We start from the raw sequence: 12,935 nt of genomic DNA on the forward strand, positions 1-12,935 counted from the left end.
TATGCCTCAGTGCTGCGCGCCGGGCAAGTGGCCATTACCCTTGGCCTGTGAGGGAGGGGCAATGTATCCCTGTACGTAACAGATGACAGATGCTTCATTTGTCCAGGATTAAAAAGCGTTTGCGGACCTGAACTTATCATCACTTTGTGGCTCACATGCCGGTAGCCATTGGTCGTGGCCGCCTGATAAGCTCGCGGCTTTATTCGATTGCCCTTTAGGCGCATGAACAAGGAAATAGCATGAAACAGCATCGGTTGGCGGCGGCGGTGGCCCTGGTTGGCCTGGTACTCGCGGGTTGCGACTCGCAGACCAGCGTAGAGCTGAAAACCCCGGCGCAGAAAGCTTCCTACGGTATCGGCCTGAACATGGGCAAAAGCCTGGCTCAGGAAGGTATGGATGACCTGGACTCCAAAGCAGTTGCCCAGGGCATCGAAGATGCCGTCGGCAAGAAAGAACAGAAGCTGAAAGACGAAGAACTGGTCGAAGCCTTTGCCGCGCTGCAAAAGCGTGCCGAAGAGCGCATGGCCAAGATGAGCGAAGAGTCGGCAGCCGCCGGCAAGAAATTCCTCGAGGAAAACGGCAAGAAAGCCGGTGTCACCACCACCGCTTCCGGCCTGCAATACGAAGTGGTCAAGAAAGCCGATGGCGCGCAGCCTAAGCCGACCGACGTAGTGACCGTTCACTACACCGGCAAGCTGACCAACGGCACCGTGTTCGACAGCTCCGTTGAGCGTGGCAGCCCGATTGACCTGCCGGTTAGCGGCGTGATCCCGGGTTGGGTCGAAGGTCTGCAACTGATGCACGTCGGCGAGAAGTACAAGTTGTACATCCCGAGCGACCTGGCCTACGGCGCCCAGAGCCCGAGCCCGGCCATTCCGGCCAACTCGGTTCTGGTGTTCGACCTGGAACTGCTGGCGATCAAGGATCCGGCAAAAGAAGACGCAGCCAAGTAATCGCGTCTGCTATAACGACAACGCCTCGCTTATGCGGGGCGTTGTCGCATCTGGGCGGCGGCAAATGGCAAAAAAACCGAACGCATAAGGCAGGCTACAGTCATAGGCAGTACAGGCGCTGCTCTAGACGCAGTCAGCCGGTCAAGTCAATGAAATATTGGGTTTTTTTATGTGAGTAAAAAACGCCCGATCTAAGCCGGGCCCTTATGAAACGGGGGCTTCAGCGGTGAAATGCAGCTCTGTTCACAAGGTTATCCACAATTTGTGTGGATAACATTTCAGTGGGAGAAAAAATGAAGGCCCCGTGGAATTTTGCGCGATTTCTGCCCTTGGCAGGCCGCCTGCTGGCCCGCGGTCGATTGCCGACGTTGCTCTTCGCCGTCGCCAGCAAAGGTGCCCGGGAGGGCGGGCGGCTGGGCAAGCTCAAGGAGGACCTGCGCCTGTTGCAGGCCCTGTGCCTGGCCTATTGGCGCGGCGAATACCGTGCGGTCAGCGCCAAGTCGATGTTGTCGGTAGTGGCCGGCCTCATGTACTTCCTCAGCCCCCTGGATGCGATTCCCGACCTTTTGCCGATGTTTGGCATGTTCGACGACATCGCCGTGCTGGCGTGGGTCATGAAAACCCTCGACGTTGAACTCGAGGCATTCCGCGCCTGGCGTTATCGGCAATCCCCCGAGAAACTGGCCCAGGTCGAAAGGCTTCCCGATACCCCGGAACAACTCCAGCTCCAAGGCCAGAAAAAGCCCTGATCCCCTGAGAATTCATCACCCCGCGACCTTAGCCAGCATTTAGGATTACACTTCCAAGGAAAAAGGCTGACTCGCTAAGTGTTGTTGTCCTACGGGGTAGACATGGATATTCAAATCATCACACGTGACGGAGAGCCCGAGTACGCGGTTTTGCCGTGGGATCAGTACCAAGCGTTGTTGAAAGCAGCAGGCATCGATCAAGCTCCGCCGCGCGAAGCGACAGTCCGTCACGCGGCGGCACCCGGCCAGGTTCTCCCTGGCCTGGATCAATTACGCAGTTTGCGCGAAGGGAAGGGCATCGTCATTGAGGCGTTGGCCCGCACGGTAGGTATCAGCCCGTCTTATCTGGCCTTGATCGAGAGCGGCGAGCGACAGCCCGATGCCGCGATTCGGCGCAGTTTGGCCTGGGAGTTGACGGTGCCGGGTTGGAGGGAAGAATCGTGAGCGTACGCATCAGTCGGCAGCATTGGGATGGGTTGTTGGGTGAGTTGGACCAGGCGCGTCGCCAGCGCCATTTATTGACTTACCGCGCCTTGCTGGAGCGCTTGCAGCTGCCCAGCCCGGCCATGCAGACCTTGACCGCGGCCCTTGAACACCTGGCGGCGCTGGACGCCCGGGCAGAACAGCCGTTGCGCAGTTCCCTGGTGATCAGCCAGGGTGCGAGCCGGTTGCCGCGCACGGGGTTCTTCGAGTGTGTTGAACGCCTGGGCCGTTTTTCCGGGCCTTCCGATGGGGTGGCCGCCGCCTCTTGGCACGCTTCGGAAGTGGTCCGGGTGTTTGAATACGAATACCCCGAGTCGGCGGAGGCCTGAGTGCTCTGGCGACTCAAGGCGCGGCTCGGTTACTGGCTGGCGCGTCGGTTGTTTCACTGGTCCTGGTTCGTCCGCCAGCCGCGTGGTTGGGCCTGGCTCGAGGGCCAGTTCTCCCGCATGGCGAACCTGGGTGATGTCGGTGCGCAAAGCTTTTATGGGCACATCCTCACGTTTCGCGGCCAAGGGCTGGGCGCCCGTGAAGAAGGAGTGCGCCTGCTGCGATTGGCGGCATTGGCCGGTGATGGCAAGGCCGCCTACCAGATCGGCGTGATCAGCCTGGCCGGTACCACCAGCAAAGCGCCGGACCCGGTCGAGGCGGCACGCTGGTGGACCTTGGCGGCGAAAGCCGGGCACCCGTTGGCCGAGATCAAGCTCAAGGCCCTCGAAGCGCGCGATCTCTAGCGTTATCCACAGGCTATTCGTTGTGCAGTTGGGCGAATTTAGCGAATCGCCCTACATCCTTTGTCCCGTTCCCCTGACTTAATTCCCCCGTCATCCCCGGCACAGTCTCGCGCTCCCTGAGTGCTGCGAGACGCTGCCCATGTTCGACCGTTTTTTCCTGCCGGCCCTTGCGCGAGCCCTGTCCTGATGGAGCAGGTGAGCCGTATCGAGCAGGAACTCGACAGCTTCAAAGACACCCTGTCGGTCTACCGCGAGCAACTCGAACGCTGGTACAGCCGGGCGGCGGACCGGGCCAGCCATGCGGTCGACTTGCCCTCGCTGATGGGCATGGAGCGGTTGATCCGCTTCGGCGACAGCACCACCGCCGTCAGCACGGGTGACGATGATTTCCTCTCCACGGTCGTCCAGTGCCCCCTGGGCGGGGTGATGACGATCGAGAGCAAGTTCGAGTCGGTGTACGACATCCCGCTGGGCGGCATCGTGGTGGATGTGGTGGCGGTGGACAGCGGCGAGGTGACGCCGGTCACCTTGGACGCCCAGGGTCTCGGGACCTTCAAGGGGGAGGCGGGCAAGTCCTATCGGGTGCATGTCCAGGGCGAGGTGTCTCCCCGGCACATCGAGAGCCTGTTTTCTTCCTACGATGGCTTGACCCGCGATCTGACGGACTGGCTACGGGGCGAGTGGCAAGGCTTCAAGCCGCGATGGGCCCAGCAGTCCTTGGCGACATCGGCGGCTGCGGTGGGGAACGGGTTGCTCGCTGGCAGTTGGGCGGCGATCGAGGGGGTGTGGGACAGCATCAGCCTGCTGTCGGACATCCTCAAGGATCCCGGTCAGTTTGTAGAGCGGTTGGGCGAAAGCGCCAAGCAGCTGGAGGACCTGGCGGAAAAAGCACCGCAACTGATGGCCAGGCTGCAACTGCTGGCCAGCGATGAAGCGGCGTTGTGCCTATTGGTGCGCACCGCCAGTCTCTGGTTGGACATGTTGCCGCCCAGTGAGGTTGCCGGCGAAACGGCCGAAGCACTCTCGACCGTGGTGGTGCAGTTGGTGATCGACTTGCTGATCGGCGTGGTCTTGACCTTTGCCGGGGCGGGCGCTGGGATCGCCTATCTATCGATGCGGTTGGCCAGGCACGGCGCTAGCCTGCTGAACGCCGTGCAGCGTTTCGTCAAGGCGATCTTCGCGGTGGTCAACGGCTTCATGACCTACGTGGACCGCTACAAAACCGTGGCGGTACGCGGCATCGCGGCGGGAATAAAAAAAGGTCGGATGCAACTGCGCTGGGATGCACAGCGCAACACCACGCTGAAAAAACACGAACCCCACGACGACGCCCCCGCCCAATCGAAAAACCCCAACGGCGACAGCGCCGACACCGCGGCCCAGACCCAGACCAGCGGCTGCCCGGTGTCGATGGTCACCGGCGAAGAACTGCTGACCCTGGACGACGGCACCCTCGATGGCCGCTTGCCGTTTGTCTTCACCCGCTTGTACCGCACCAGCGCCGCCGACCTGGACGTCGGCCTCGGCCGCGGCTGGAGCCATGCCCTGGCCCATCGCCTTTTGATCGAAGGCGAGGAGGTCATCTGGATCGACCAGGAAAACCGCCGCACCACCTTCCCCCGGCCCACCACCCAGCGTCCGGCGATCCACAACAGCCTGGCCCGCTCGGCAATCTACCTGGGCACCGAGGCGGACGAACTGATCGTCGCCCAGCCCGGCGAAAACGTCCCTTTCCTACACTTTCGCGACGGCCATCTGATCGCCCTCAGCGACCGCTACGACAATCGCCTGACCCTCCAGCGCAACATCCACGGCGACATCAGCCGCCTGGACAACGGCGCCGGGCGTTCCCTGCGCCTGCGTTACGAACAGCGCCACCTGATCGCCGTCGACTACCAGAGCTTCCACCCGGCTATCACCCTCGACGAAGCCTGGCGGACCGAACAGACGTTGGTGTCCTACCGCTACGACGGACGTTTCCGACTGATCGAAGCGACCAATGCCGCCGGTGAAAGCGAACGCTACGACTACGACGACCAGCACGTCATCCTCCAGCGGCAACTGGCCGGCGGGGCGAGTTTTTATTGGGAGTGGCAAGGCGTCGGGGCGGCGTCCCGCTGCGTCCGGCATTGGGCCTCGTTTGCGCAGATGGACAGCCGCTACACCTGGGGCGAGGACGGCAGCGTCACGGTCCGGCACCTGGATGGCAGCCAGGAAGTGTATGTCCACGACGATGGGGCGCGGCTGGTGCGCAAGGTCGAGCCCGACGGCGGCGAGCACCTCAAGACCTATGACGAACAGGGCCGGTTGATCGCCGAACAGGACCCGCTGGGGGCGGTCAGCGAATACCGCTACGACGAAGTCGGACGGCTAGTGGCGCTGATTCCTCCGGACGAGGCGCCAACGTCCTACGAATACCGCAACGGTTTCCTGCATACCCGTTCCCGTGGCAAAGCCGTGTGGACCTACCGGCGCAATGCCCGGGGCGATGTGATCGTCAGCATCGACCCGCACGGCCAGCGTACGGAATATGCCTACGACGCCCATGGGCAACTGCTGGCGCGGTACGACCCGGACGGTGGCGAACATCGCTTCACCTGGAGTCGCCTGGGCCAACTGACCGAAGAGACCCTGCCCGACGGCGGTCGCCGGTGTTTTGCCTACGACGCCCTGGGACGTTTGCTCAGCCGTCGGGACGAACACGGCGCCCTCACGCACTACCAATGGGACGCCGTCGGCCGCCTGCTGCAAGTGACCCTGCCCACCGGCGCCACCCGGGCCTGGAGCTACAACGCCTACGGCAAGGTCATCGCCGAGCGTGACGAGCAGGGCCGGACCACCCGCTACGAATACGCCGACGACCTGCACCTGGTCAGCCGCCGCCTGAACCCCGACGGCAGCGAGGTGAAGTATCGCTACGACTCGGCGCGGCTGTTGCTGACGGAAATTGAAAACGAATCCGGCGAAAAATATCAGCTGGACTACACGCCCAACGGCTTGATCCGACAGCAGATCGGCTTCGACGGCCAACGCACCGCCTACGCCTACGACCTCAACGGCCACCTGCTGGAAAAAACCGAGCACGGCGAGGACGGCTTGCAATTGGTCACCCGGTACCAGCGTGACGCGGCCGGGCGCCTGCGGGTCAAGACCTTGCCCGACGGCCAGGCCATCGAGTATCGCTACGACGACCTGGGCCGGCTGGTCCAGGTCGACGACGGCAGCGACCATCCGCTGGCCTTCGAATACGACGCCCAGGACCGTCTGATCGCTGAGCACCAGGGCTGGGGCACCTTGCGTTATCGCTACGATGCCTGCGGGCGCCTCAACCACCTGCGCCTGCCGGACGACAGCCAGCTCGACTATCACCACAGCCCAGGCGGCGCGCTGACCGCCATCGACCTCAACGGCACGCGCCTGACCGAACACCGCTTCGACGGCGGCCGCGAACGGCAACGCCAGCAGGGCCGGTTGCTCAGTGACTATGCGTACGACGAGCAAGGCCGCCTCAAAGCCCAGACCGTCTGGCAGAGCTCACAGCAGCAACTGTTCTGGCGCGACTATGCCTACAGGCCCCGGGGCAACCTCCAGACCCTTTCCGACAAGCGAAACCGCCGCAGCTACCAATACGACCCGCTGGATCGCCTGACCCGCATCGACTTTTCCCACAGCGAGCCGCCGGAACACTTCAGCCACGACCCGGCCGGCAACCTGCTGATGCAGGACCGTCCCGGGCCGACCACCGTCAAGGGCAACCGCCTGCTGAGGGAGGGCGACCGCCACTACGACTACGACGCCTTCGGCAACCTGATCCGCGAACGCCGCGGCCAAGCCCTGGTCAGCGCCTACCGCTACGACAGCCAACACCGCCTGATCGGCGTCACCACGGCCGATGGCCGCGAAACGTCCTACCGCTACGACGCCTTCGGCCGACGCATCAGCAAGACCGTGGACGGCCTGACCACGGAATTTTTCTGGCAGGGCGACCAGCTCGTCGCCGAAAACAGCCCGCACCACCACCGCAGTTATGTCTACGAACCGGGCACCTTCCGTCCACTGGCCCTACTTGAGGGCGAAGGCCCCAACGCCTGCCCGCTCTACTACCACCTCGACCACCTGGGCACGCCCCAGGAACTGACCAACCCCGCCGGCCAGATCGTCTGGTCGGCGCGCTACAACGGCTACGGCCAAGTCACCGAGCTCCAGTACGGCGACGGTGAGCCACTGGAACAACCGCTGCGCTTCCAGGGCCAGTACTTCGACCCCGAAAGCGGCCTGCACTACAACCGGCACCGCTACTACAATCCTGAGACTGGTCGCTATTTGACGCCGGACCCGAGCAAGTTGGCGGGAGGGCTCAATGGGTACCGGTACACCCTGAACCCGACGGGGTGGGTGGATCCGTTGGGGTTGGTGGACTGTCCGGGGAAGGGCGGGTGTAGGCCGGCGGTTGGGGAGCAGGATCCGGCGGTTAAGGTTGGGGTGGATGAGAATGAGCCTGCGCTGCCCAAGCCGACCGCCGCTGAGTTGGCCGAAAAAGAAGTCAGGCGTCTAGATCGAGAGCAAGGCATGCATATGGTCAGTAAACATAGCCTTGCGGTTTCAGATCAGGTGTGGAAGCGGCGGGCAATTGACGGTACAGATCCCTTAACTGGTAGAACCCCCTCGCATAGGAAAGGGAATCCAAGTTCAAGGTTTAATAGTTGGGAGCTACAGCTAAAGGCCTATGAATTAGCAATTGCGAAGAAGAATAGCGGGCATGAACTATTGGTGGACAAAAACGGAAACAAATATCTACGGGCAGATTTGCCGGGCGCGGGGAAAGGATATATTCCAAATTCTAGAAATCCAAGCGATCCAAAATTGATCAACATGAATCGCATAGAAATGAAGTTTGATCGGGATACCGAAGTACCATTTACACTGTATCCAATAAAATAGGAAGCTACAAGATGATCGATCCAAGCACAGGTCAGCCGTATGTACCCACACCTGCGTATTTTCTGGGTTGTTTTGACATATATGATCGAGAAGAAACACTGGGGGAGGAGCTTGAGAAATATGACCCCAACAGCCCAGCAGATCGAGAGGCATTAATCTTAAATTACTCGCTGTCTAAAAAATGGAAAATAACGTACAGGCAAAAATTTGCATTACATAAAAGTTTAGAAGAAGCGCTGCGAGACAGCGGTTATGATTTTCAGGCTTTGCTAGAGCATGACTGTCAGGAATGTTCATTGCTACCCAACGGGTGGGACGCAATGGATAATCCAAGAATTTTTTTTGAAGATATATACAGACTGGCGAGTGAGCTGTGGGCAGATGATCTCCGCAAGGCTGAATCTGAGGACAGATCTACTTGGGATTATGTATAGCTGAATTGCCGAAAAGGAGCTTTGTTACAAAAGACGGAATTTCATCGTCCCACGCTCCGCGTGGTAATGCATCCTATGACGCTCTGCGTAATCCGCTGAGCAAGTCCTTGAAGCCTTTCTAGCAGAGTCGGACGTCGAGATATTGAAAACCGGTCAGCAAAAACTCAGTGTCCTACTTGGCAAAAAGAAAAATGAATTGGAGTTGAGAGAGTATTTATTGAAAGAGTCAAGTTGCTATTGCAGTTATTGGAATACATGGGAAGTCGGCGAGGTGTGGTTACGGCATATTGCTAGCAGGCTGAGCTCTAGAATTGATAGTCTTTGCTGACCTATGGCTGATCAATACATCACCAAACCGCTTTTCGTGGCGAGGGAGCTTGCTCCCGCTGGGCTGCGAAGCAGCCCTAAAAACAACTAACTCGTTCAGTCAGACACACCGAGGCGTTGGTCAGAAGAGGGGGCTGCTGCGCAGCCCAGCGGGAGCAAGCTCCCTCGCCACAGGGTTAGCGCCAGGCATTCGGGCCGTGGCGAGGCGCTAACGCGAACCGACTTACACCGAAATACCCAACTCCACCACAGCCTCCCGCTCAGCCAACCCCTCCACCAGATACACACTCCCCCCCAAAATCTCCTTGGCATGGTGCTTGGCCTGCGAGGCCAGTTCCGCCAACTGACTGGCGTCCAGTGCTTCACAGGCCTCGGCGCGCAGGTGCACCACGCCAATCGACAGCGACAACAACGCGAACTCCTGCCGAATGCCCTGTCGATTCAATGCCGTAAAACATCCCGCCTCTAAATGCTCAGGGCGGTAGAAGCGGCGGCAGTGGGTCTGGAAGTCGCCGAGCAACTGGTCCAGGCGCCTGCGCCAGTCTTCCGGGCCGAGGACCAGCAGGAAGTCGTCGCCGCCGATGTGTCCGACGAAGTCGCGGCTGGGGTCGATGCGTTCGTTCAGACATTGGGCCAGGCACAGCAGGACTTCGTCGCCGCGGCCGTAGCCGTAGATGTCGTTGAAGGGCTTGAAGCTGTCGATGTCCACGTAGCAGATCACCGATTCCTGCCGTTGTTGTAGCAAGCGCGTGAGGCATTGCTGGATCGGGACGTTGCCCGGCAGCAGGGTCAGTGGGTTGGCGTAGCGGGCCTGTTGGATTTTCAGCTCGGTGATGAGCTTGAGTACGTCGATCACCCGGCCCAGGCCGAGGTAGCCGCCGTTGAGGGTGATGATGAAGTCTTCTTCGATACGTTGTCGGGCGCGGCTGGTGATCAGGCGGCTGACTTGTTGCAGCGACTGGTTCAACTCCACCGCCAGGAAGTCATCGCTCATCAGCCGACTGATGGGCTTGCGAGCGAACAGGTCAGTGGCGAAGGGCTTGAGCAAGGCGTCCGAGAGTGAATGGCGATGGACGATGCCGCAGGGCTGGTTCTGATTGTCCAGCACCGCCAGGGAGTTGAGGTTGGCCTGGCGCCGGAACGCCTCCAGTACGGTGGCGGTTGGCGTGTTGTGGGCCACCGCCGGCTGTTCATTGAGCAGCGCACCGAGGTCGTTGACCTCATCATTCAGCGCTGCCACGCCGCTGTCCTGCCTGGGCATCAGCGCCCTGGCATCGCGTGACGGTTGTTCCTGGGGGCGGGCCAGCAGATAACCCTGGACCAGGTCGACGCCCATTTCGATCAGCACCGCCAGTTCTTCCGGCAGTTCGATGCCCTCGGCAATCACCTGGGCACGGGAGGCCCGGGCGATCTTCAGGATCGAGCCCACGAACTCGCGCTTGAGGGCGTCCTGATGGATGCCGTCGATGAAATGTCGGTCGATCTTCACATAGTCGGGTCGCAATTCGGACCACAACCGCAAGCTCGAATAACCCGCGCCAAGGTCGTCCAGGGCAATCGAGAAACCCATGGCCCGGTAGTGGTGCAGGGCGGTTTGCAGGAGCTGGAAGTCATCGATGGGGGTCTGTTCGGTCAGTTCGATCACGACCTGGCTGGGTGAGATGCCGAAGTCTTGCAGCAGTTGCAGCGTGCGCCCCGTCTGGTGCGCGGACTCCAGCAAGGACTCGGGCGAGACGTTGAGAAACAGCTTGCCCGGCAGTTTTTGCTCGTTGAAGCGTTGGCAGGCGCTGCGGCGGCAGGCCAGTTCCAGCTCGCTGAGGCGTCCGGCCTGGCGCGCTACGGAGAGCAGTGCGATGGGCGAGTGCAACGGGCTGTTGGAAGGGCCGCGGGTCAGGGCTTCATAGCCCACGATGCGCCGTTCGGAAAGGCAGATGATCGGTTGGAACAGACTGTACAAACTGCTTTGAGCCAGGATCGAACTCAAGGCACCCAGCTGTTCTGTCGTGGTCATGGCAATCTCTGGCGATAAAAAAAGGACCGGGTGCGGGGCACCCAGTCCTGTATTTCACGACAGACTGATGTCAGTTTGATGACACTCCGACGAGCATCACCATTAAATGGCCATCATCTTAGTGCTTGGCGATCGCCGTGTTGAGTTTCAGGTAATCCAGCAGGATTCGCCCGGTCTCGCTCAGGTAGGCATCGTCTTCCGGCTTGGTTTTCTCCGGCTCGGTGATCAGGTCTTCGTCCTCTTTCTTCAGCTCTTTGAGCGGTTCTTCGCCCTTGGCTTTGCGACGCAGGTTTTCCATAGTCAGTTGCTTGGCCTCGATATCGGCATGCTGCGCGCGACGGTCGGCTTCGTTGAGGGTGACGGTCTTTTCCATCATCAATTTCTGCGCCAGGGCCAGCTTGTCGCGGATGAACACGAACTCCGCATCCTGGGACGAGCGCGCGTCGTGGTCGGACTTGAGTTGGGCCAGGAACGGCTTGAACGGGTCCACGGCCGGTTTGATCGCCGGCCGGATGGTGTCCCACGGCATGGCTTCGGGCAGGGCGCTTTCACCGATTTCCTTGGTGTCGATGATCGACGGGTAATCGATGTCAGGCAGTACGCCCTGGTGCTGGGTGCTCTGGCCGGACACCCGGTAGAACTTCGCCAGGGTCAGCTTCAGCTCGCCGTGGTTGAGCGGCTGGATGGTCTGCACGGTGCCTTTGCCGAAGGTCTGGCCGCCGATGATCAGCGCACGGTGATAGTCCTGCATCGCGCCGGCGAAAATCTCCGAGGCCGACGCCGACAGGCGGTTGACCAGCAAGGCCATCGGTCCCTTGTAGAACGCGCCCGGGTTTTCGTCTTCCAGCACATCCACCCGGCCATCGGCGTTGCGCACGAGCACGGTCGGGCCCTTGTCGATGAACAGGCTGGTCAGCTCGGTGGCTTCCTGCAGGGAGCCGCCGCCGTTGTTGCGCAAGTCGATGACCACGCCGTCGACCTTTTCCTTCTGCAGTTCGGTCAGCAGCTTCTTGACGTCACGGGTGGTGCTCTTGTAGTCCGGATCCCCGGCGCGGAAGGCCTTGAAGTCCAGGTAGAAGGCCGGGATCTCAATGATGCCGAGCTTGTAGTCCTTGCCGTCCTGCTTGAGGTTGAGGATCGATTTCTTCGCGGCTTGTTCTTCCAGCTTCACCGCTTCACGGGTGATGGCCACGATTTTGCTGGTCTGGTCGTTCGGCGCATTGCTGGCCGGGATGACTTCCAGACGCACCACCGAGCCTTTCGGGCCACGGATCAGCTTGACCACTTCGTCCAGGCGCCAGCCGACCACGTCGACCATTTCCTTGTTGCCTTGGGCGACACCGATGATCTTGTCCGCCGGGCTGACCTGTTTGGTCTTGTCCGCAGGGCCCGCCGGGACCAGGCGCACGATTTTCACCTGGTCGTTGTCGCTCTGCAGCACGGCACCGATGCCTTCCAGGGACAGGCTCATGTTGATGTCGAAGTTTTCCGCGTTATCCGGCGACAGATAATTGGTGTGCGGGTCGTAGGACATGGCGAAGGTGTTGATGTACGCCTGGAAAATGTCCTCGGCGCGGGTCTGGTCCAGGCGCGCCAATTGGTTCTTGTAGCGCTTGGTCAGGGTTTCCTGGATCTGCTTGGGATCCTTGCCAGCGATCTTCATGCGCAGCACTTCGTCCTTGACGCGTTTGCGCCACAGGTCGTCGAGTTCGGCTGTGCTTTTGAGCCAAGGGGCGTCCTTGCGGTCGACCTGCAAGGTTTCCTTGGCATTGAAGTCGATTTTGTCGACGCCTTTGTTCAACTCGGCAAGGGCGTAGTCCAGGCGTGCCTTCACGCGGTCCAAGTAGCGCTTGTAGATGGTGAACCCGGCATTCAGGTCGCCACTCTTGAGGAAATCGTCGAACTGGGTTTTCCACTTGTCGAATTCGGCGATGTCGCTGGCCAGGAAATAGCTGCGCGATGGATCGAGCAGCTTCAAATAGCTGTCGTAGATGATGACCGAGCGCGCGTCATCGAGCGGCGGCTTGCTGTAGTGATGGCGCTTGAGCAATTCGACGACGTTCAGGCTGGCAATCACTTCGTCGCGATCGGGCTGGAGCTTGTCCCAGCTGTTGGCTGCGAACGTATCGTTCGACAACGGTAACAGGCCGAGGCCAATGACGAGCGCGAGGGCGGTGCTGGGGAACAGGTGCTTCATGCTGATTCGACGCAGGGACAATTGATAACGCATATTAGGCCGTCTTTGAAGTCGCCGGTTCCATGTGGCCCGGGCGCATAATGCAAGAAAGCCCGGCGTTGAAGCAGCG

The 12,935-nt window shown here is 60.5% G+C and carries 9 protein-coding genes; 7 read left to right on the forward strand and 2 right to left on the reverse strand.

The genetic code is table 11. The annotated features are described in order from the left end of the window. Positions 1-239: 239 nt before the first annotated feature. The 7 genes from bamJ to PSH84_RS03835 all read left to right on the forward strand — a co-directional run bounded on the left by bamJ (position 240) and on the right by PSH84_RS03835 (position 8,291). Positions 240-953, forward strand: a complete 714-nt coding sequence (gene bamJ / locus PSH84_RS03805) for a BamJ family beta-barrel-assembly machinery protein (protein ID WP_030142016.1) — start codon at positions 240-242, stop codon at positions 951-953. Between the two features lie 293 nt (positions 954-1,246). Then, positions 1,247-1,702 carry a YkvA family protein gene (locus tag PSH84_RS03810; protein WP_122569181.1) on the forward strand — a complete coding sequence of 152 codons (456 nt, stop codon included), beginning with the start codon at positions 1,247-1,249 and terminating at the stop codon, positions 1,700-1,702. Positions 1,703-1,804: 102 nt separating this feature from the next. Continuing rightward, positions 1,805-2,146 (forward strand): helix-turn-helix domain-containing protein, encoded by a 342-nt coding sequence (locus PSH84_RS03815; protein ID WP_305482305.1) that lies wholly within the window; start codon positions 1,805-1,807, stop codon positions 2,144-2,146. Then, positions 2,143-2,514 (forward strand): hypothetical protein, encoded by a 372-nt coding sequence (locus PSH84_RS03820; protein WP_003179080.1) that lies wholly within the window; start codon positions 2,143-2,145, stop codon positions 2,512-2,514. Before PSH84_RS03815 ends, PSH84_RS03820 begins: the two co-directional genes overlap by 4 nt. Further along, positions 2,515-2,916: an SEL1-like repeat protein gene (locus tag PSH84_RS03825; RefSeq protein WP_122569180.1), complete on the forward strand. Its 402-nt coding sequence runs from the start codon at positions 2,515-2,517 to the stop codon at positions 2,914-2,916. A gap of 186 nt (positions 2,917-3,102) precedes the next feature. Beyond that, positions 3,103-7,857 carry an RHS repeat-associated core domain-containing protein gene (locus PSH84_RS03830; protein WP_305482306.1) on the forward strand — a complete coding sequence of 1,585 codons (4,755 nt, stop codon included), beginning with the start codon at positions 3,103-3,105 and terminating at the stop codon, positions 7,855-7,857. Between the two features lie 11 nt (positions 7,858-7,868). Continuing rightward, on the forward strand, positions 7,869-8,291 hold the full coding sequence (locus PSH84_RS03835; RefSeq protein WP_305482307.1) for a hypothetical protein: 423 nt from the start codon (positions 7,869-7,871) through the stop codon (positions 8,289-8,291). Positions 8,292-8,841: 550 nt separating this feature from the next. Here PSH84_RS03835 and PSH84_RS03840 read toward each other — a convergent pair. Continuing rightward, positions 8,842-10,629 (reverse strand): bifunctional diguanylate cyclase/phosphodiesterase, encoded by a 1,788-nt coding sequence (locus tag PSH84_RS03840; protein WP_305482308.1) that lies wholly within the window; start codon positions 10,627-10,629, stop codon positions 8,842-8,844. Positions 10,630-10,747: 118 nt separating this feature from the next. Then, positions 10,748-12,826, reverse strand: a complete 2,079-nt coding sequence (locus tag PSH84_RS03845; RefSeq protein WP_163006778.1) for a carboxy terminal-processing peptidase — start codon at positions 12,824-12,826, stop codon at positions 10,748-10,750. Positions 12,827-12,935: the final 109 nt, after the last annotated feature.

The sequence above is a fragment of the Pseudomonas beijingensis genome, from assembly GCF_030687295.1.
In the GTDB taxonomy this organism is placed as follows: Bacteria; Pseudomonadota; Gammaproteobacteria; order Pseudomonadales; family Pseudomonadaceae; genus Aquipseudomonas; species Aquipseudomonas beijingensis.